Origin of the sequence: Citreicella sp. C3M06 (assembly GCF_018860705.1) — a bacterium.
Lineage (GTDB): Bacteria > Pseudomonadota > Alphaproteobacteria > Rhodobacterales > Rhodobacteraceae > Salipiger.
On sequence record NZ_JAHKQA010000079.1, the window covers coordinates 1 to 20518 of the forward strand.

Annotated in this window: 15 protein-coding genes and 1 pseudogene; 9 read left to right on the plus strand and 7 right to left on the minus strand. The window is 63.6% G+C overall.

The genetic code is table 11. From position 1 onward, the window contains the following. From KO516_RS19230 to KO516_RS19260, 7 genes are all read right to left on the minus strand, one after another. Positions 1-602, minus strand: a 602-nt coding sequence (locus KO516_RS19230) for a FadR/GntR family transcriptional regulator (protein WP_216005413.1), incomplete at its 3' end; no start/stop codon positions are given. Between the two features lie 133 nt (positions 603-735). After that, positions 736-2265, minus strand: a complete 1530-nt coding sequence (locus KO516_RS19235) for a tripartite tricarboxylate transporter permease (RefSeq protein ID WP_216005414.1) — start codon at positions 2263-2265, stop codon at positions 736-738. A gap of 3 nt (positions 2266-2268) precedes the next feature. After that, positions 2269-2718: a tripartite tricarboxylate transporter TctB family protein gene (locus KO516_RS19240; protein ID WP_216005415.1), complete on the minus strand. Its 450-nt coding sequence runs from the start codon at positions 2716-2718 to the stop codon at positions 2269-2271. Between the two features lie 200 nt (positions 2719-2918). After that, positions 2919-3884 carry a tripartite tricarboxylate transporter substrate binding protein gene (locus tag KO516_RS19245; RefSeq protein WP_216005416.1) on the minus strand — a complete coding sequence of 322 codons (966 nt, stop codon included), beginning with the start codon at positions 3882-3884 and terminating at the stop codon, positions 2919-2921. A 575-nt stretch (positions 3885-4459) separates the two neighbouring features. After that, complete coding sequence (locus tag KO516_RS19250) at positions 4460-5980, minus strand: aldehyde dehydrogenase (NADP(+)) (RefSeq protein ID WP_216005417.1); 1521 nt, start codon at positions 5978-5980, stop codon at positions 4460-4462. A gap of 2 nt (positions 5981-5982) precedes the next feature. Then, the gene (locus tag KO516_RS19255) at positions 5983-6708 is read right to left on the minus strand and encodes a ribonuclease activity regulator RraA (RefSeq protein ID WP_216005418.1); all 726 of its coding nucleotides are present in this window, start codon (positions 6706-6708) and stop codon (positions 5983-5985) included. 1067 nt (positions 6709-7775) lie between these two features. Further along, the gene (locus KO516_RS19260) at positions 7776-8549 is read right to left on the minus strand and encodes a GntR family transcriptional regulator (protein WP_216005419.1); all 774 of its coding nucleotides are present in this window, start codon (positions 8547-8549) and stop codon (positions 7776-7778) included. A gap of 141 nt (positions 8550-8690) precedes the next feature. On the opposite strand from KO516_RS19260, the gene KO516_RS19265 reads away from it, so the two are divergent. The 9 genes and pseudogenes from KO516_RS19265 (at position 8691) to KO516_RS19305 (ending at position 20243) form a co-directional block, all read left to right on the plus strand. Then, a complete protein-coding gene (locus KO516_RS19265; protein WP_216005420.1) occupies positions 8691-9950 on the plus strand; it encodes a M20 family metallopeptidase in 1260 nt (419 codons plus the stop codon). Continuing rightward, the gene (locus tag KO516_RS19270) at positions 9947-11500 is read left to right on the plus strand and encodes an ABC transporter substrate-binding protein (protein WP_216005421.1); all 1554 of its coding nucleotides are present in this window, start codon (positions 9947-9949) and stop codon (positions 11498-11500) included. The genes KO516_RS19265 and KO516_RS19270 overlap by 4 nt, the downstream gene beginning before the upstream one ends. Positions 11501-11557: 57 nt before the next feature. Further along, on the plus strand, positions 11558-12508 hold the full coding sequence (locus tag KO516_RS19275) for an ABC transporter permease (protein WP_216005422.1): 951 nt from the start codon (positions 11558-11560) through the stop codon (positions 12506-12508). Next, a complete protein-coding gene (locus tag KO516_RS19280; protein WP_216005423.1) occupies positions 12505-13338 on the plus strand; it encodes an ABC transporter permease in 834 nt (277 codons plus the stop codon). The genes KO516_RS19275 and KO516_RS19280 overlap by 4 nt, the downstream gene beginning before the upstream one ends. After that, positions 13335-15368 carry an ABC transporter ATP-binding protein gene (locus tag KO516_RS19285; protein ID WP_216005424.1) on the plus strand — a complete coding sequence of 678 codons (2034 nt, stop codon included), beginning with the start codon at positions 13335-13337 and terminating at the stop codon, positions 15366-15368. The genes KO516_RS19280 and KO516_RS19285 overlap by 4 nt, the downstream gene beginning before the upstream one ends. Continuing rightward, positions 15365-16588 (plus strand): M20 family metallopeptidase, encoded by a 1224-nt coding sequence (locus KO516_RS19290; protein ID WP_216005425.1) that lies wholly within the window; start codon positions 15365-15367, stop codon positions 16586-16588. The genes KO516_RS19285 and KO516_RS19290 overlap by 4 nt, the downstream gene beginning before the upstream one ends. Continuing rightward, the gene (locus tag KO516_RS19295; RefSeq protein ID WP_216005426.1) at positions 16585-17721 is read left to right on the plus strand and encodes a Xaa-Pro peptidase family protein; all 1137 of its coding nucleotides are present in this window, start codon (positions 16585-16587) and stop codon (positions 17719-17721) included. Before KO516_RS19290 ends, KO516_RS19295 begins: the two co-directional genes overlap by 4 nt. A gap of 709 nt (positions 17722-18430) precedes the next feature. After that, positions 18431-18639: pseudogene (locus KO516_RS24415) on the plus strand (transposase); the annotation flags it as partial. A 164-nt stretch (positions 18640-18803) separates the two neighbouring features. Beyond that, positions 18804-20243, plus strand: coding sequence for a hypothetical protein (locus KO516_RS19305; RefSeq protein ID WP_216005428.1), 1440 nt, complete (start codon positions 18804-18806; stop codon positions 20241-20243). Positions 20244-20518: the final 275 nt, after the last annotated feature.

The window sequence follows — 20518 nt, forward strand, 5'->3', positions numbered from 1 at the left end:
TCGAGCACCGCGCGGTGCTCTGCCAACACCAGTTCTTGACGGCTGGGGGAGTCGAGCATGGTCAGCGAGCGTGATAGCTTGACGCCATAGGCAATCTGCTCGCTCAGAGATTCCAGCACCGACGAGAAAAACAGGTTCTTTGATGCTCGGGCCACCGCTAGATGCAGGCTTTGATCAGCATCCACGCCAAGCGCGTTCTTCAGATAGGTCTGCTCCATCACATGATAGGCGGCTTCCATCCGCGCCAGGTCTTCGTCATCGCGCCGCCGCGCGGCCCAAGCGGCGGCTGCGCCTTCGACATCAATGCGAAACTCGTAGCAACGCTGAACATCCGAAACCGATTCAAGCGGCACAAAGCTGATCAGCTCGCGGTCGGGACGGCGCAGCACGTAGCTCCCCGAACCGCGGCGCGATTGCACGATGCCATCGTCTCGCAGCCGCGACAGTGCCCCACGCACGATCGGTCGCGAGACGCCGAAGCTTTCAGCCAGCATCTCTTCGGTGGGCAACCGGCTGTGAACCGGGTATTCCTCTTCGAGGATCTTTGTCAGAAGCTGATCGTAGACTTGATCTGCCAGTGAGGGTCGCCGTGACTCTGACAACGTGATCTCCTTGCTTGTGGACCGGGCGCGCGTAGGGCTCTTTCTGAACCGCGTTTGAGTGAAATACAGAGACCAGGCGCGCGAGGCTACAAGATGTCTGGCCGCCCCTGACAGGGACGGCCAGAGCTGGAGCCTATTTGGCCTTGGCAGTCCCAGGAGTATTTGCCGGTTTGCGGATCACCAGAAAGTAGACGAACACCAGCGTCAGCGCGACAAAGAACAGGCTGTCGGGATTGGTGACGAAGGTGGTCGGGTCGCCGTTCGACAAGGCCAGAGAGCGCCGCAAGAACTCTTCCAGATTCGGCCCAAGGATATAGCCCAGAAGCATGGTGATCACCGGAAAGCCATTGCGACGGAGGTAAAACGCCAGAACCCCCATGCCAAGCGCCATGAACATCTGGAAGGTCGAGTAGGTTGCCACGAAGCTGCCCACTACGGCCAGAAGCGCGATCACGGCATAAAGCACATCCTTGCGCACCGAGACGATCTTGATGAAATACGGCCCGATCAGCCAGAGCGTCAGAGGGATCAGCACCACCGCGCTGAACAGCAGAGCGGCCAGCATGGGGGCGATCAGCCCGGCCTGATCGGCCATCAGCTGCGGCCCCGGCTGAATGCCGTTGATCACCAGAACGCCGAGCATGATCGCGGTGATCGGGTCGCCGGGAATGCCGAAGGTCAGCATCGGCACCATGGCGCCACCGCAGACCGCATTGTTGGCGCTTTCCGACGCGGCGATGCCCTGCGGGTTGCCTTTGCCAAACGTCTCCGGTTCGCTCGAGTTACGCACGGTTTCGGTATAGGCCAGAAACGAGCCCATCGAGCCGCCCGCGCCCGGCAATGTGCCGACGAAATAACCGATCAGGCAGGATTTGAAGTAGCAGCCAAAGCCGATCTTGCGGATCTCCGACAGCGGGGGCAGGAAATCGCGGCGACGGATCTTGACCTTGTTGGCGGCAGCGGCTGCGGCGGCGCTGATATCGATGCGCGCGCTTGCCTGCGTCAGCACCTCGGCAATGGCGAAGGTGCCGATGATCACCGGCATCAGGTCGATCCCGGCGGTCAGGCTGGAATAGCCATAGGTGAAGCGGGTGATCGGCTCCATCGCGTCAAGCCCGACAGTGGCCAGCATCAGACCGATACAAGCGGCCAGCCCAGCCTGCGGAATGCGACCGCGTTGCGCGATCACCACGACGATCAAAGCGAAGGCGAGAAGTGAGAACTTGCCGGTTGTCTTCACCAACAGCGACAGTTCGGCCACGAAAGGTGCAACTGCGATCAACAAGAGCGCCCCGACCGCCCCGCCGAACATGGACCCCAGCGCCGCATGGCCAAGCGCCAGCGCCCCTTTGCCTTTCTGCTGCATCGGAAAGCCGTCGAGCGCGGTCATCATCGAGGATGGCGCGCCGGGAATGTTGATCGTGATGGCGGTGATCGAGCCGCCGCACATGCCCGCCATATAGATGCTGGCACAAGCCATCAGCGCGGTTTCGACGCTGAGCGTATAGGTCAGTGGCAGCAAAAGCGCCATTGCCAGCGTCGCCGTCAGGCCCGGAATGGCGGCAAAGATGGTACCGATCACAAAGCCGAGGATCACGTAGGTGAGGTTGACCGGATCGGCCAGCAGGGAAAAACTGCTGAAAACGAGGAAGACGAAATCCATGACTTAACCCCACAGCGTCGGGAGTCGAACCCCGAACAATTGTTGGAACATGACAAAGGCAACCCCGACGATCGCGACCGAGATGATGGCCTTGAGGACCAGTTTCTCGAAATTCGAAAACAGCAGGATCAGCGCAAAGACGAAGAGGCTGGACGACAGAAAATAGCCCAGCGGCTTGAACGCCACGATGTAAAGGAAGATCGCCACCACCACCCAGAGATGGGTGTAGCTCCGTATCGCATCCTCGGGCGCGGGCTCTGGCCTGTCCCGCAGCGCCTGCAGGATCAGGACGCTGCAAAAGACAATCGCCGCAGCTCCCACGAGGATCGGAAAGAAGGCAGGCGTCAGCCCGCTCTCGGCAATCGGGGCGCCCAAACTCAGGGCCGTGACCAGATAACCAACAGACACTGCAAGAGTGACATACAGAAATACCATTTGCCTGTTTAAGAGCATCGTCTTCTCCGGGGCTGGATGTGGTGGGGGCGTCAGCGCAAGGCGGCTGTCGGTGCGGCCGGTTGCAGCGGATGAGCGCGCGTTCGACCTCGGTGCGAAAAAACCGGCGGCGGGGCCAGCGGCGACAGTGTCTGCGTCGCTGGCCTCACCAGAACCATATCTCCGGCCCTTGGGGCCGAAGACGGGGTGGGCGTAAGGCCTTACAGGCCCAGTTCGTCCATAAGCGTGAACGTCTTGGTTTGCAGCTCGTCGACCCAGGAGACGACCTCATCGGAGCCCAGCCAATCGGCGGTCACGCCAACCTGTGCCAGCCAGTCCTGAAATTCGGCGCTGTCATAGGCTGCCTTGAAGGTGGTCTCCAGCGTTTCGACCGCATCATCGGGCGTGTTGGCCGGAGCCGCCAGAATGAGGAAGCTGCCGGTCTGCAGGTCGTGACCTTTGGATTTCAGCGTCGGCACGTCGGTGTAGGTGGCGTTCTGCACCGAGGTCAGCTCGACCACGCCCTTGGCATCGCCAGAGGCCAGAATCCCGCTGAAGTCACCGAGGCTCGAGATCGCCGCATCCAGCTCGCCCGAGAGCAGCGCTTCGGCTTCGGCGCTGGACGAGCCAGCATAGGTGATGACGTTGAAATCCACGTCGAGCAGCTTTTCCAGCTGCATCGCCGAGAGGTAGGGGCCAGAGCCCTTGGGAGCCACGCCGACACGCACTTCGCCGGGGTTTTCCTTGGCGCGGGCAATCAGATCCTCGTAGCTTTCGATGCCCGAATGCTTCGAGACGACAATGGCATCGGCCTCAGAGGTGATGCGGGCGATCAGCTTCATGTTGTCGAGCGAATAGCCCGGCACCATCTGGCCGCGGGGCAGGGTGATGACGCTGTCATAGGTCAGCACGCCGACGGTGTGTCCATCGGGACGCGCGTTGGTCATCTGGATCAGCCCGGTGGCGGTGACCGCACCGGCGATGTTTTCCACGTAGATGGATTTCGGCAGATCCTGATCGGCGATATTGCTGATCTTGCGTGAGATAGCGTCTGCGCCGCCACCTGCGGGCCAAGGCACGATCAAGCGAATATCACGAGTCGGGAAATCCGCCGCGGCAACAGATGTCCCAAGGATGGCAGCGCCAAGCGCAAGGCCAAGGGTGGTCTTCAAGCTTTTGTAAAACATATTTCTGTTCCTCCTCTACAGATGTCGTGTGCCAGACAGGTCCGGCGTCCTCCGTGCGCCCTAGATCCGGAAAAGCTGGGCTTTGCCGGTTGGGCGTCCTGAATGTTGGTCAGCGTTGTCACATGTGGGCTGCGCCATGAGGCCAGATAGGCTGTCTGACGCATGATCGTGGCAGGATCAGATGGCTGTGCGTGCGCTCTGCCCCGACTCTGCCTTGCGCTGGAAACACGGTAGGCGGTGCCTCCGATGCAACTGAAACGATCCTCCCCTTCCGTCTCGGTACATTGCTTCATCAGGGATCCGCCAACTGGGCGAGGCCGTTGAAGCTTTGACTACGATAAGTAGTCAGTGTTTACAAATCAACACAAATTTAACCGCTGAAGCGCATTATATGCACGAAAATGCCTCTGATTTGTTCTGTCAGAATACACATTATGACAAAAGTTGCCAACTCCATGCCTGCCAAGATCGCGCAAACAGGCGGCCCGTTTTGCAATATGTAAGCCTATCAACCCGTAAGCGACGTGATCAGCCCGCCGCCTCGGGGGCGGCGGGCTGTCTTGACAATTCGAGCGTCAGATTGCCTGAAGATCGGCGGGCAACAGCGCCTCTGGCAGGTTCTGATAGCAGACCGGCCGCAGGAACCGCCGAATCGACAGGGTTCCGACCGATGTGGCGCCAAAATTGGTCGACGCCGGGTAAGGCCCGCCATGTACCATGCTGTCCGCCACCTCAACCCCGGTGGGGAACCCATTGGCCAGCACGCGCCCGGCCATTTTCTCAAGCACCGGCAAGAGGTCACGCGCAACGTCGATGTCGCCATCATCCATTTGCAACGTCGCGGTCAGCTGCCCCTTGAAGCTGGCGGCAACCGCCAGCATTTGCTCGGTGTCCTTGACCCGGATCACCAAACCCAGCGGGCCAAACACCTCCTCCGACAGTTCTTCGTTGGCCATCCAGTCCTTGGCCGAAACATCAAACAGATACGGCGCGGCAGAGCGGCCTTCGCAGGTGCTGGTCAGCAGCGATTTCACGCCTGCGCCCTCCGATACGCGACGCGCACCCTCGCGGTAGGCGTCGGCCATGCCATCGGTCAGCATGGTTTGCGCAGCGACCGCTTTGAGGCCATCGCTCGCGGCGCTGACAAAGGCCTCGGCCTCTGGCCCGTCCACCACGATAGCTATGCCGGGGTTGGTGCAGAATTGGCCGACGCCCATGGTCAGGCTTCCGGCCCAACCCGCGCCAAGATCGCCGCCGCGCGCAGCCGCAGCCTCTGGCAGCACGAACATCGGGTTCACGCTGCCCAGCTCGCCAAAGAACGGGATCGGCTCGGGGCGTTTGGCGCAAAGGTCAAACAGCGCGCGCCCGCCGCCGAGGCTGCCAGTGAAACCAACGGCCTTGATCCGGGGGTCGGTGACAAGCGCCTCGCCGACCGCACGGGTGCCGCCTTGTACAAGGCTGAAAATGCCGCCGTTCATGCCAAGCTTGTCCAGCGCCGCAACGATGGCATCGCCGACAATCTCGCCAGTGCCCGGATGCGCACCGTGGCCTTTGACCACGACAGGACAGCCCGCCGCCAGCGCCGCAGCGGTGTCGCCACCGGCAGTGGAGAAGGCCAGCGGGAAGTTCGAGGCGCCAAACACCGCGACCGGGCCGATCGGTCGCTGCATCATCCGCAGATCAGGGCGCGGCAGCGGCTGGCGGTCCGGCAGGGCAACATCGTGACGACGGTCGAGGTAAGCCCCATCACGGATATGGGCCGCGAACAGCCGTAGCTGACCGGTGGTGCGGCCGCGCTCGCCCTGAAGCCGCGCTGCAGGCAGGCCAGTCTCGGATGTGCCGATTTCGGTGATCTGATCACCGCGGGCGTCGATTTCGTCGGCGATGGTTTCCAGCAGCACCGCGCGTTCTTCCCGCGAGGAGGCGGCAAAGCCGGGGAACGCCGCATGCGCTGCGGCGCAGGCTTCGGCGACCAGTTCGGGCGAGCCTGCCGAGAACTCAAAGGCACTACCGCTGGCCGGAGCAGAAGAGAATTTTGCCTCGGCACTCACGCGCTTGCCAGCAATCAGATGGTTGCCGTGTGGGGTAAACGTCATGTTTATCGTCCTGTCTTTTCGCGCCATGCGTTGAATTTTACGATGCTCTCATCGTCGGTTCCCGGGTAAAGACCGATAATGCCGGCACCATCGGTGACCTGCTCGAGCACGAAATCCTCGTAGGCTTCCATTTCGGTACATTCCGCCGCAATCTCATCCGCGAGATGCGCCGGGATGACCATGACGCCATCGCCATCGCCCAGCATCACGTCGCCGGGAAAGACCGGTGCATCGCCGCAGGAAATCGGCACATTCAGTTCGATTGCCTCGTGCAGGGTCAGGTTCGTGGGGGCAGAGGGGCGTGCGAAATAGGCCGGCATGTCAAGCGCGCCAATTCCCGCCGCGTCGCGCACACCGCCATCAGACACCACACCTTCCACGCCGCGCTGTTGCAGCCGTGTCACAAGGATCGAGCCGGCCGTTGCGGCGCGGCAGTCCTTGCGCGCGTCCATCACTAGCACATGGCCCTTGGGGCAGGTCTCGACCGCGACGCGCTGCTTGTGGTCACGGTCGCGGAACACGGTGATCGGGTTGCGATCTTCGCGCGCCGGAATATAGCGCAGGGTATAGGCCTGACCGACCATGGTCACCGGCTTGCGCTCGACCGGTGTGACACCCTGCACGAACTGATTGCGCAGTCCCCGCTTGTAAAGCGCGGTGGCCACGGAGGCCGTGGACACCTTGCGTAATTTGTCGCGCGTCTCGTCGGACAGGATATATTCGCTCATCACTTTTCCCTATGGCCTGGCGTTTTGCAGCCTTGGACAAGGCAGGCTCTGCACTCTCTCTTCCAGCCAATCGCAGCGGCGCCGCCCCGGTCTTGGACCTTCCAAAGAAATCCAACCCGCTCCTCCCAAAGCATTGAACATTCAGTTACACGCGTGCGGCAGATTAGTCAATATTAGTAATAATTTTAACGTGGGGAGCGCCGAATTTTTAGCTGATAAGTGCCCACATCGTTACTAATAATAACAACATTACCCAAGGAGCGGCTGCTGAAATCCTGAAGCCCGTGACACAAGATTTGCGGCGCAGTCCGCCAAAGTCGCCATGCGTTCTTATTGCAAGAACCGGGAAAACCGCGTTAAAGCCAAGGTTCGCCGCAAGCCTTGCCAAAGGTGCGGGCGCTATCAATCGAACCGCTCTCACCTGCCTCGTCGCGGTTGTTGCACATCGAGAAGCCGGCGGGCGATGGGCCGTGCCGCCGTCATGTGACAGATAAATCCGGTGAATCGGCCCGGCGCCAAGCAGGGTGGCCGGAATGGCGTGACCGCATTCGTGGATCGTGATGCGACGTTCAAAGCGGTCCCGTCCGGGCTGACTGACCGGCAGGGCGTCGAGGGCCGGCGTGGAAGCCGTTACGTCAACGGAGCACGCTAAAGTTGTGGGTGATTGTGGGCAAATCAAACGATACTCGCCGCGCTTTCCAGGCATAGAATGCTTCCATCCGATGATATCGGACGGTCAGGACTGCGCGACGGGGGGGGGGCCGGGAGCGCGCTTCAGGTGGCGCCCATTCGGGATCGTTTTCGACGGCTATTGCGGCTTGCCGCAGCGTACGCGCGTTGCGGACTGGGAACGCCGCTTCGACGAGATCGAGGCGGAAGACCCGCACAAGGCCCAGACCTTTCCCGAAGGGGCAGGGCGCGTAGAGCACGGTATTCTCCGATGAGCGCAAGCTGCTATGCCTCTACCGCAGTTGGCGGGTTCCTGCGCCGCGTGTCATTGCCCGGCGCAGGGGTCCGACAAGACTGGAATCGTCAGAAGGGGGGGGGGGCGCCCGTCACCGGGCGGCTTAGCGCAGTTCGTTGATATAGCAATGATCTTCGGTCAGCGCCGCGTGGCGCATGGCGACCAGTGGGCGGTTACTGGAATCATAGGACACCTCGTCGATGTCCAATAGGGCGCGGGGCGTGTTGCGCGGCAGGTCGAGGTAATCGAGATCCTCTGGTGTCGCCAGCCGGGCGATCAGCTTTTCGCGCACCGCAGCAAGGCGCAACCCGTGATGTTCCAGCAGCCACTTGTAGATCAGCGTGGGCATCTCTTCGATCGTGACCGGGAAATCCGGGGCCAAGGCCAGCGGAATTGTCACCCGGTCGATCATCACCGGGCGATCTTCGATCAGCCGCAGCCGGTGCATGTAGATCACCGGCGCCTTCGCAGGCAGATCCAGCCGTTCCGATTCATCCAGCGTTGCCCTGCGGTGGCAAGCATCGACCAGCACCGTGCGGCTGCTCGACAGTCGCCCCTCGATCGTATGCAGCCGATAATATTGATAGAATTGCGACATGGAATGATGCGGCGTGCGCCCGGTCACCACCGTGCCGGTCTTGCGCCGCCGCATGATCACCCCTGACGCGGTCAGATCGCTCATGGCGCGGCGAATGGTGCCGTAGGACACGTTGAACTGTTTCGCCAGCTCCAGTTCCGGCGGCAACACATGGCCTTCGGTCCATGTGCCAAGGATGATGCGCCGCAGGATGCGTTCCTTGACCTGTTCGTGCAGCGGCTTGCGTTCGAGCCCGTCTTGCAGCGTCTCGGTTTCGGAAAGCTCCGGGGCGTCGGTCATGATTAACTCCTGTTCACACAGTGCTTAATATTTCCACACAAATCACACTTGCCAAGTGCCGTCTATGTGTATTTCTATATAGGTATGAGAAACGAACTGACATTTGCCCAAAGTTCCGACACCCCTGCCGATACAACTGGCATGGTCGACACGCTGCGGCAGCTTGTCGAAAGCCGCACCCCCATGCCTCCCGGCAACAATTACGCGCCCCATGCCGATCTGCTCGAGGCGCTCTTTGCCCCGCTGGGCGGCACGGCGGAACGGGTGACGGTGCCGCGCGAGCTGTGGGACGGGCCGGGGCTGGACGGTGCGCGGGTGAACCTGTTGCTGCGTCCCGATATGCCCGGCGCAAGCGATGCGCTGCCCGAGGCGATGATCTATTTCCATACCGATACCGCCCCGGCCGGCGATGGCTGGACCCGCGACCCCTTTGCGCTGACCCAAGACGGCAGCCGGCTTTACGGGCGCGGCACCGCCGACATGAAGGGCACCATCGCCGCCGTGCGCGACGCGCTACTGCGGCTGGCGCAGAGCGGCACCGCGCTGGCCTTTCGCCCGGTGCTGGCGTTTTGCACGGATGAAGAGGGCGGGCGCTATCCCGGTATCCGCCACCTTGCCGAAACCCGGCCTCTGCCCGAGGTGCTGCTGAATCTCAACGGCTCCGCCGAGCCGCGGATCTGGGCGGGCTGTCTTGGCTCTCTGGACCTGACGCTTGAAGTCGAGGGCCGTGCCAGCCATTCGGGCGACCCTGATCGCGGCATCAATGCCGCCGAGGCGCTATTGCCCGCGCTGACCGCTCTTCTGGCGCTCAAGCCGGTGATCGAAAGCCGCACCACGGCGCTGGCCCCGCCGCCCTGGGCCGATGGCCCGCTGCCCGCGCGCCTGAACCTGACGGCGATCCACGCGGGCGACAAGGGATCGGCCATTCCCGGCCGCGCGCAGGTGACGATGAACCGCCGCTATCTGGCCGAGGAAAACGAAACCGCCGTGATCGCCGAGCTGCATGCCACCGTCGCCCGCGCGATGGAGGGCAGCCCGGCGCTGAGCTGGGATCTGCGGACCACCGGCCACCTGCCGCCCGTTTCCGATCCGGATGGCCCCGCAACCCGGCGCTGGACCCTTGCCCGCGCCGCCGCCTTCGGCCTGCCCGAAGAGGCGTTTGTGCGCTATGGCTCCGGCACCTCGTCGGATTTCGGCTGGGTGCAGCGGGCGGGCGTGCAGCACATGCTGCTTGGCGGGCTCGGACGGCCCGGCCACAACATGCACGGCCCCGACGAATTCACCACGGTCGAGGATCTTCGCGCCTTGTCGGACGCGATTTTCCTATTCCTCGCCGAAGGATGCGCGCCGCAAGGCGCCACGGACCCCGGCAACGCTCCAACAGAAGGATCCCCCCAATGACACATACCCTTAACCGGCGCGGTTTTCTGCGCACGGCCGCTGCCACCGGCGGGCTGATGACCCTGCCGGGCCTCGTATCGATGGCACAGGCGCAGAACATCACGCCCGGCGGCACGCTGCGCGTCGGCCTGAACATCACGCCCTCGGTGCTGAACCCGATGCTGCTGCGGCTCAATTCGGAGTACATGCTGGCCGAGATGCTTTATTCCGGCCTGACCACGTTGGCGCCCGACATGACAGCGCAGCCCGATCTGGCCACCGAATGGCGCGCCAATGACGACGCCACCGAATGGCATTTCACCCTGCGCGAGGGAGTCACCTTTTCCAACGGTGCAGCGCTGACCTCGGCGGATGTGGTCGCCTCCTTCACCAAACTGCTCGACCCCGAAACCGCGGCGCCCGGCAGCCGCAACCTTGGCCCCATCGCCAAGGTGGAAGCCGATGGCGATTACGGCGTGGTGTTCCACACCTCGGCCCCCTATGCCGACCTGCCCGTCGCGCTGACCTATCCGACCGCCAAGGTCGTGCCCGCCGCGATCATCGAAAGCGATTTCGACAGCCTCGCCACCACGCCGGTCGGTTCGGGTCCGTTCCGCCTGTCGCAATTCATCGCCGATGACCGCGCCATCGTCGAAAAGAACCCCGATTACTACATCGAGGGCCAGCCCTATCTCGACAGCGTCGAGGTCCGCACCTTCCCCGATGCCGCTGGCGCTGCCGCCGCGATGCTGGCTGGCGAGATCGACCTGCTGAACGAGATTCAGCCCACCGATTTCGCCCGCATCTCGGAGGGCGCGGGCATCGAAGGTCTGCGCACCCCCTCGGGCCGGTTCCTTGACGTGGTGATGGATTGCACCGTAGCGCCCTTCGACAACCCCAAGGTCCGCGAGGCGCTGTCCTTTTGCGTCGATCGCGAAGCCATGGTCGAGCTGGTCGCCGAAGGCTACGGCACGCCGGGCAATGACACGCCGGTCAACGCCTCCTATGCCTATCACGCCGATGCCCCGCTCAAGCAATACGATCCCGAGAAATCCAAGGCGCTGCTGGCCGAGGCCGGCTATCCCGACGGTATCGAGATCGACCTCATCGCCTCGGTGAAGCCGGATTACCGCTCGGCCATGGCCGTGGTGCTACGCGAAATGGCCAAGCCCGGTGGCTGGACCATCAACGTCAAGACGATGGACCACCCCAGCTATCTGGAACAGGTGTGGAAGAAGGGCAATTTCTACGTTGGCTTCTACAACATGCAGCCGACCGAAGGCACGATCTTCAACCTGCTGTTCACCTCGGATGCCAACTGGAACGAAACCCGCTGGAACAACGCCGAATTCGACGCGCTGGTCATCAAGGCGGATGCCACCACCGACCATGACGAACGGGCGCGGCTTTACGCCGAGGCACAGGCGATGATGCGCGCGGAAATCCCGGCGCTCGTGCCTTGCTTCTTCGACCTGCTGGGCGCGCGCGCCGAGCAGGTGATGGGCTATGAACAGAACCCGCGCGGCGCGAACTATGCGCTGCACAAAGTCTGGCTGTCCGCAGGCAGCTGATGCCCGATCCGGGCCGCACAGTCCTGTGCGGCCCCCCTCTTGCAACCGGAGTCCCCAATGTCGGCCAGCTTTCTGCTGCGCCGTCTGGCGTATCTTGCGCTGACGGCCTTTCTTGTCTCGCTCATCGTCTTTGGCGTGACGCAGCTTTTGCCAGCAAATGCCGCGACGATGATCCTTGGCGAATACGCCACCCCCGAGGCGCTGGCCGCGCTGAACCAGAAGCTGGGGCTGGATCAGCCCGCGCTGGTGCAATACGGGCAATGGCTGTCCGGTGCGGTGCAGGGCGATTTCGGCATCTCGCTGCGCACCAGCCAGCCGGTTGGCCCGTCGATCATGTCCGCCTTCGGGCGCTCGGCGCTGCTGGCGGCGCTGTCGCTGGCGCTGGTCTGCGTGATCGCCATTCCGCTGGGCGTCTGGGCTGGCACCAAACGCGGCGGGCCGACCGATCTGGGCCTGTCAGTGGTCAGCTATCTGGGCGTATCGCTGCCCGAATTCGTGCTGGCAACGCTGCTGCTGGCCTGGCTTGCGGGGCCGGCGGTGGGGCTGTTCCCCGCTTCGGGTTACACCCCTTTTTCCGAAGATCCACTGAAGGCGCTGCATCACCTTGCGCTGCCGGTGATCACGCTGGCGATCATCCTGACCGCCCATATCAGCCGCATGGTCCGTTCGGAAATGGTCGACACGCTGGAAAGCGATTTCGTCCGCGCCGCCCGGCTGCGCGGCCTGTCGAAACGGCAGGTGATCTACAACCACGCGCTGCGCAATTCCATGCTGCCTGCGATCACCGTCATCGCGCTTGATGTCGGTTACCTGATCGGCGGGGTGATCGTTGTCGAAGAGGTCTTTGCCTTTCCCGGTATCGGGCGGCAGCTGATCCTTGCCATCCAGAACCGCGACCTGCCGATGCTTCAGGCCGGCGCGCTGATCATGGCGCTGACCTATGCGCTTGCCAACCTTGCGGCGGACCTTGCCTATGCCGCGCTCGACAAGAGGATCCAGTACAAATGAAGACCCTCCGGGCCCTGCTCCGCAATCCGCAAGGCGCCGCCGGGCTGGCGCTGTGTTCGCTCGTGATGCTGACGGCCATTCTTGGCCCCGCCATCGCGCCCAACGATCCCGAGGCGTTTCACTTCGGCGCCCGCTTTGCCGCGCCCTCGGCCGAATTTCCCTTTGGCACCGACTGGTACGGGCGCGACCTGTTCAGCCGCATCCTCGTGGGAGCACGCTCGACCGTGCTGCTGGCGCTGCTGGCGACGGTGATCGGCACCGCGCTGGGGGCGATCATCGGCGTGGTGTCGGGCTATCTCGGCGGGATGGTGGACGAGGCGATCATGCGCGTGACCGATGCGGTCATGGCGATCCCCTCGCTGCTGTTTGCACTGATGATCCTTGCGGCGCTGGGGTCTTCGGCGTTGAACGCGGTGCTGGCGATCGGCATCGCCTTTACACCGGGCATGGCGCGGATCTCGCGGTCGGTGACCCTGCAGGTGCGCAGCCTCGATTATGTCTCGGCGGCCAAGGCGCGTGGCGAAAGCCTGCGCTGGATCGTGCTGGCCGAGATCCTGCCCAACACCATTGCCCCGGTCATCGTCGAAGGCACCATCCGCGTCGCCTTTGCCATCATGACGCTAGCCACCCTGTCGTTCCTTGGCCTTGGCGCACAGCCGCCCGCGCCGGAATGGGGGCTGATGATCGCCGAGGCCCGTGACCACCTGTTCCGCAGCCCATGGCCCGTGGTCGCCCCCGGCGCCGCCATCGCCATCGTCGCCATCGGCTTCAACCTGCTTGGCGACGGGCTGCGCGACGTGCTCAACCCGCGCACCGGAGACCACGCATGACCCTGACCGTTCGCGATTATGCGCTGTATTACGACACCGCCACCGGCCCGGTGCGCATCCTCGATGACATCTCGCTCGACATCGCGCGGGGCGAAGTGCTGGGGCTGGTGGGGGAAAGCGGCTCGGCCAAATCCTCGCTGGCCAATGCGGTGATCCGCGACCTGCCGGGCAAGGTCCATGCCGAACGCGGCAGCATCTGTCTTGGCGACGAAGACATCACCCGCGCCTCTGCCGCCACGATGACCAGCCTGCGCGGCAAGCGCATCGCCATGGTGTTCCAGAACGCCGCGACCACGCTGGACCCGGTGCAGACGCTGGGCAACCACCTGCTGGAAACGCTGGAGCGCCACACCACGCTGGACGCCAGCGCCCGGCAGGCGCGGGCGCTTGAGCTGATCGGCATGGTTGGCCTGCCCGATCCCGCCGCCATGATGCTGCGCTTTGCGCATGAGGTGTCGGGCGGCGAGAAACAGCGCGTGGTGCTGGCGCTGGCCTTTGCCTGCGAACCCGAGCTGATCCTGTTCGACGAGCCGACCTCGGCGCTGGATGCGACCACGGCGGCGACGCTGCTCGATCTGTTCCGCGAGCTTCAGGCCCGCACCGGGGTTTCGGCGCTGTTCATCAGCCATGACCTTGGCACTGTGGCCGACATCGCCCACCGGGTGGCGGTGATCTACGGCGGGCGCATCGTCGAACAGGGCCCGACCGAGGCGATTTTCGCCCGCCCGCAGCACCCTTATACGCAGGCGCTTCTGGCCAGCCTGCCGCGCCCGTCCGACCGGCTCACAGCGCGCGGCCTTGCCACCAGCGGCGCGCGCCCCGCCCCGCGCAGGGGAGAGATGCCCGCCTGCCTGTTCTCCGGTTCCTGCCCGCATCACGACCCGGCCATCTGCGATGCGCAGCGGGTGCATGCCGTGCCGATCGCCGACCGCAGCATTGCCTGCGCCCGCGTCGCCCGGGGCGAGACCCTGCCCACGCCGGATGCCCCCGCGCCGCTGCCCTCGCCGCGCGACAGCGCCGTGCTGCTTGAAGCGCAGAACCTGTCGGTGACCTATGGTCGCCCGTCCCTGACCGACCGGCTGCGCGGACGCACGGCGTTGCAGGTTCGCGCCGTGCGCGACATCAGCTTCCAGCTGCACCAGGGCGAAACGCTGGCGCTGGTGGGGGAATCGGGCTGCGGTAAATCCTCGCTCGCACGCTCGCTTTCCGGGCTGCAACCTTTTGCGGGCAAAACCTTGCTTGGCGGCGTCGAAACCACCCCCGACAGCGCCGCATGGCGGGCGCGGGTGCAGACGATCTTTCAGAACCCCGACAGCTCGCTCAACCCCCGCCACACGTTGGCGACGATCCTCGGGCGGCCGCTGAAACTCTTCCGCCCCGATGTGGACCGCCCCGCGGAAATCGCCCGGCTGCTTCAACGGGTGCACCTGCCGGCCGATTACGCCAATCGCTACCCCCACCAGCTTTCGGGCGGGGAAAAGCAGCGCGTCGCCATCGCCCGTGCGCTTGCCGCCGAACCCGATGTCATCATCTGCGACGAAATCACCTCGGGCCTTGATGCCGCCGTGCAGGCCGCCATCGTACGGCTTTTGCGCGAAATTCAGGCCGCCAGCGGCACCGCGCTGGTGTTCATCACCCATGACCTTGGCATCCTGCGCCATGTCGCGGATCGGGTGGCGGTGATGTATCTGGGCGAGATGGTCGAGACCTGCGAGGTCTCCGCCCTCGATGCCGCGCCTTGGCATCCCTATACCGAGGCGCTGCTGTCCTCCTCCCATTCCGTCGATCCGCAAAGCCGCGCACGCCGCGTGAGGCTGCAGGGAAGCCTGCCCAAACGCACGCAGGATCTGCCCGGCTGCCCCTTTGCCAGCCGCTGCCCGCGCCATCTGGGCCCGCAATGCGACACGCAGCGCCCGCCCCTGCGCCAGCCCGAAGACGGCCACGCCATCCTCTGCCATCTGGCGGACGACACGCTCCATGCCGTGCCGCCGATCTGGCAGTTCAAGACCCCCGAAAGGACGACCCCATGACCCCCGAAGACCTGATCGCCCGCGTCGACGAAGACGCCTGCCTTGCGCGGCTTGCCGACATGGTGCAGCGCAAGAGCTATTCCGAAACCGATGGCGAACGCGCTCTGGCCGAGCATATGCACGGCATTCTTGGCGACATGGGGCTGGACGCAATGCTGCAACCGGTCGAGGGCCAGCGGGTCAACGCCATCGGCACGCTCAAGGGCACGGGCGGTGGCAAGAGCCTGCTGTTCAACGGGCACCTTGATACCAACCCCGTCACCACCGGCTGGACGGTTGATCCTTGGGGGGGCGTGATCGACGACGAATTCATCTACGGCATCGGCGTGTCCAACATGAAGGCGGGCGACGCCGCCTATCTGTGCGCGGTGGAAACCATCCTCAAGGCGGGGATGAAGCCCAAGGGCGATGTCATCCTGTCCTTTGTCATCGGCGAGCTTCAGGGCGGGATCGGCACGGTGCGGATGCTCGAACAGGGGGTGACGGCGGATTACTTTGTCAATTCCGAACCCACCGACATTCAGGCACTGACCCTGCATTCGGGGGCGTTTTCCTACCAGATCGAGCTGACCGGCAGCACCCGCCACGTGTCCAAACGCCACGAAGCCTGCGATGCGCTGGCCGCCGCCGCCGCGCTGGTGCCGCGCATCAACGCCATGACCTTTACCGGGGCGCAAACCGACGATCACAAAGCGGTCAACCGTGGCCATGTCGGCGTGCTGCGCGCCGGGCTTGGCGACACGTTCGAGGAATGGCGCCCGCCGCAGGTCGCGGACCGCGCGCGCATCCTTGGCACCTGCCGCTATGCGCCGTCGCAGACCGTCGAGACGGTTCTGGAAGACATGCGCACCCTGCTGCGCGCGCTGGAACTGGAATTCCCCGGCCTCAAGTGGTCGGTCGACAGCTATGACCAGCGGGCGAACAAGCCGCAGATGCCGCCCTTCGAGGTGGCGCGCGACAGTGCCATCGTTCAGGCGGTGAACGCGGCCTATGAAACCGTGCGCGGCAGGCCCCAGCCCACCGGCCCGATCACCCCGCCGTGCTTCTTTGGCACCGATGCGGCGCATCTGTCCGCCGCCGGGATCGAAGGTGTCGTCTGCGGGCCGGGCGGCGAATTCAACACCATGCCCGACGAACGTGTGCGCAAGAGCCAGTTCATCGATTGCGTCAAGATCTACATCCTGACCATCGCCGCCATCTGCGGGCTCGAAGCCGCATGATCCCCGCGCTCTACGCTCCGCGCGTGGAGAAACTCCGCAGCGCCATGCGCGCTGCGGGGGCCGATCTGTTCCTGTGCGATCATGCCGAGATGTTGCATTGGCTGACCGGCTACACCGTGTCCGAGACTTTCTATCGCGGCTGTATCCTGCCACTCGAAGGCGATCCGGTCTGGGTGCTGCGCGCCATCGACGAGGTCCCGTGCCGCGCCGCGACCTGGGTCCGCGACGTGGTGGTCTATGCCGATCACGAGGACGCCCATGCCTGCATGGCGGATATCCTGCGCCGTTTCGGGTCTGTGCGGATCGGGGCGGATTTCACGTCTTTCGGCTTCACGGCCTTTACCCGCGACCGGCTGTCCGCGCTGCTGCCGGGTACCGATTGGGTCAACCTGCACGAGATCTCCAACCGCATCCGCAGCGTCAAGGACGCGCATGAGATCAACCTTGTCGCGCAGGCAGCGCAGATCGCAGATGGGGCGATGGCCGCCATTGCGCAAGGCATCGCTCCGGAGATGCGCGCCCGCGATGCGTCGGCCATCGCAGCGCAGCATTACCTGACGCATGGGGCGGATGACTACTGGGTCGGGCCGATTTCCATCGCCCGCCGCGCAGCGCAGGCCGAGGGCCACGGCATGGGCTTTCTGCACGCGACCTTCACCGAAGACAGGCTGGCGCCGGGCGATATTCTGCATGTCGAACTGGTGCCGCGGGTGGGTTATTATGCCGCCCGGTTCATGCGCTCGATCAGCCTTGGCCAAGCGTCGGCAGAGGACACTGCCATCATGGCCCGCATCGCGGCGCTGCAAGATGCACAATTCGCCGCCATCCGTCCCGGAGTGGCGGCCCGTGACGCCGATGCCATCTTGCGCGAGGCGATGTTGTCGGAGGGGCTGCGCGAGAGCTACCCCAATATCACCGGCTATCAGCTGGGCAGCTACGCCAAGACGCCGCGCTCGTCGGAAACCATGGTCAGCCTGCATCCCGGCGCCGACTGGCGGTTCGAGCAGGGGCAGGTGTTCCACCTCTACACCACCGCGCGGGGCCTCGCGCTGTCCGAGACGGTAGAGATCACCGCCGATGGCTGCCGGCGGCTGACACGGACCGACCGCCGCATCCTTGTCGCCGCAGGCTGAGCTGCTTTCCAGAGCAGCGCTGGCGACAGGGGCGCGACCGTCCGCGTCGAGCATGATGATTGGCTTGGCGACGAAAATGCCTTTTGATAAAGGTCAATGCCTGCCTGAGGATGAGTTGGACATGCTTGCCGCTCTGGGGGATTGCGCCCCTGATCGCCGGGGACGAACGGTGATGCGGCGCTTTTCCGACGTGATACTTTCGGCCAAGTCCAAATAGCTGTCGCTTTCGCCACCTCTTCCGCCCGGCAGCGCCATGGCCGAGATGAATGGGTTCCTGCCGTCTTCGTTCCGATCAAACCGATGGGACAAGAAAACCGGTTTGTCACCCGCCACCTCAAGCGTTTGCTCAGACATCGTAAGTCCGGCGCCCCTTGCCCGCTCCAGTGCGATGGCCCCCAACGGCCCCCACAAGAGGTGTCTGTCTCTTCCGGGAACGTTGCGACGGGAAAACGACGGTGTTCGTCCAGGATACCGGCCTTTGGCCGAGCGCCCCCCCCAAGGAACCCCCCGAAGCAAACAGCATTTTGAGATCCTCAGTGGTCTCTTCCACGCGAAGGACGCCCTAAGACGCCTGGAGCAAATCCCCGAGGTTCACGAGCGCAGGCACCTCTATGCCCCTGGGCGCCTGAGACCATCAAATCGCTGCGGCAGGCTGACTCGGGTGGTACTTTGGGCAGGCGGAACCGGGGCTGTTCTAATAGGTTGGCCCATGCCGACCGCCGCCAACCTGCCCGATGACATTGACGCCCTGAAGGCGATGCTGGGCGTCTCAAAGGCGTGCAATCTACACAGGGACGAGTGGTCGCGCCCTTCAAACAGCTCGCCTTCGGGCGCAAGTCGGAGAAGAGCGCCCCGGAGCAGTTCGAGCTGGCGCTGGAAGATCTGGAAACGGGAATCGCGGTGGTGCGCGCAGAAGAAGCCATTCGATGTCATTCGGGATGAGGACGATCTGTCACAGTTTTGACAGGTTTTTCAACGATGCGAGAAGCGGCCTTTATGTTGGTCGCGTTACGTCATATAAGATTAAACGTATATTTTAGAATACGCATCATTGGCGCCACCGTTTGTAGAAGGTAATCATCGTGGATCTGTCATTCAGCTTCCCAACATTGCGCGCCCCTCTGGGGCGGTCGGGTGTTCCGGCGGTTGTTGCGGGCACGTTCTGCTTGCTGGCGGTATCCGCGCAGGCTGCGGTGCTTTCAGATGCCACCTACGGCAACCGGTTTTCCGGAACCCCGGTCAATCAGCGGTTTCTGCCCAGCGGCGCCTCGATCGTGTCGACGCCCGACAGCAAGAGCTGCGTCGTCAGCCGCCGGATCGAGATCGAATCGTCGACCTATCTACGCAATGACCGCAGCGCCGTGCCGTTCGACGATATCGTGCGCAGCCCTGCCACGTCGATCCAGGCGATTGCCGCCGCGGATGGGGCGGTTTCGTTCCGCATCCAGCTGAAATACAGCGTCGTGCCCGGAACCCCGGTGTCGATGGTCATCGGCGATGCGCGCTATGACCTTCAGGACACGCTTGAGCGCAGCACCGACAGTTTGTGGATCCAAGGCACTCGCGCTGCGGCGCTCGAGGCGGCGTTCCGGGACGGTCTGACCATGGGGCTGTCGGCGAGATCCGTCGATACCGACCATATGGTGAGCGACACCGTGCTGACGCCGGATCTGGATGCGCTGGCGGGGTGTGTCGCCGAGCTGCCAGACGACACACTGCCGGTGGAGGACATCAGCAACGATGTCCGGCTGGTGTTCCATGCCGATCCCGAAACCACGCCGCTGGCGACTTTGCCGCAACTGCAGGCGTGCCGGATGAACGATGTGCCGGGAGAGCTGCACCTTGCCAAGCTGCAACAGGTCGGCGGGTTCTTTTCCCAGACCGATCAGGTCTTTGTGTCGTTCGACCCGGATGGTCAGCTGGCGCGGGCCTATGTGCCGGGCATTTTCGACGGCGATTTCAGCAATAATGGCCACACCGCCCGGCTGAGCCGCGCTGCGGATGCCAATGTTCCGAACGCCGCCAATGACGTCAAGGGCTGCCTTGGTTCGGCCGAAATAGAGATCTGTGCCCTCAGCGCCGAGGATGGCAACCACGTGCTTGCGCCCTGCTCCTACATGCAGATGCTGTCGATGAGCGACCCCGAGGGGTCAGATTTGAACGACCCGGTCTTGTCCACAAGCGGCGAAACGAGCGCCCCGGAAACGCTGATGGTGATGGGCACGACCGCATCGTATGGGGGGACCTCCAGCCAGTTTGACAATTCTTCGTCAACGTCGAGTGGCTCTACCTCGCCCTCGTACAATTACTATTCGGCGAGTGGTGGGGATGACCAAGATTCGGACGACGATGATACCGGCTCCGATTATGCGTTCACTGCTCCATTGGATGACACCAACACCCGTCGCAGTGAGGAATCCGTTTCACCAGTCCCTCTGCCCGCGTCTATGATGTTCATCATACTGGGTTTAGTATCACTCCTTGCGACGCGGATCCGGTCGGGCAAACGTAGCGCGCGGTAACAGGCTGTTGACGACGTCGGATTAGCGTCAGGATGCATTGATCTTGTGCGGACGGCATGATTCACGACTTCGAAAACGTGGCTGTGACATGAGCACTCTCTGGTCTGCCTCTCTCGGCTGGTCCGGCCCGACTCTGTTGCGCAAATCGACTGACGGGCGAACTGCCCCTCTTATCTTTCCCGGTAGGACGTCACCGTTCGCGGAACGTCTCCCCGGAGCGCCTGCAATGTGGGATGTCTGGGTGGGGATCGGGCCGTGTCCGTCGTCATATAAAA

Coding starts and splice junctions, on each gene's coding strand:
- KO516_RS19235 (WP_216005414.1), bottom strand. CDS start 2,265: ATGGATTTCGTCTTCCTCGTTTTCAGCAGTTTTTCCCTGCTGGCCGAT.
- KO516_RS19240 (WP_216005415.1), bottom strand. CDS start 2,718: ATGCTCTTAAACAGGCAAATGGTATTTCTGTATGTCACTCTTGCAGTG.
- KO516_RS19245 (WP_216005416.1), bottom strand. CDS start 3,884: ATGTTTTACAAAAGCTTGAAGACCACCCTTGGCCTTGCGCTTGGCGCT.
- KO516_RS19250 (WP_216005417.1), bottom strand. CDS start 5,980: ATGACGTTTACCCCACACGGCAACCATCTGATTGCTGGCAAGCGCGTG.
- KO516_RS19255 (WP_216005418.1), bottom strand. CDS start 6,708: ATGAGCGAATATATCCTGTCCGACGAGACGCGCGACAAATTACGCAAG.
- KO516_RS19260 (WP_216005419.1), bottom strand. CDS start 8,549: ATGACCGACGCCCCGGAGCTTTCCGAAACCGAGACGCTGCAAGACGGG.
- KO516_RS19265 (WP_216005420.1), top strand. CDS start 8,691: ATGGTCGACACGCTGCGGCAGCTTGTCGAAAGCCGCACCCCCATGCCT.
- KO516_RS19270 (WP_216005421.1), top strand. CDS start 9,947: ATGACACATACCCTTAACCGGCGCGGTTTTCTGCGCACGGCCGCTGCC.
- KO516_RS19275 (WP_216005422.1), top strand. CDS start 11,558: ATGTCGGCCAGCTTTCTGCTGCGCCGTCTGGCGTATCTTGCGCTGACG.
- KO516_RS19280 (WP_216005423.1), top strand. CDS start 12,505: ATGAAGACCCTCCGGGCCCTGCTCCGCAATCCGCAAGGCGCCGCCGGG.
- KO516_RS19285 (WP_216005424.1), top strand. CDS start 13,335: ATGACCCTGACCGTTCGCGATTATGCGCTGTATTACGACACCGCCACC.
- KO516_RS19290 (WP_216005425.1), top strand. CDS start 15,365: ATGACCCCCGAAGACCTGATCGCCCGCGTCGACGAAGACGCCTGCCTT.
- KO516_RS19295 (WP_216005426.1), top strand. CDS start 16,585: ATGATCCCCGCGCTCTACGCTCCGCGCGTGGAGAAACTCCGCAGCGCC.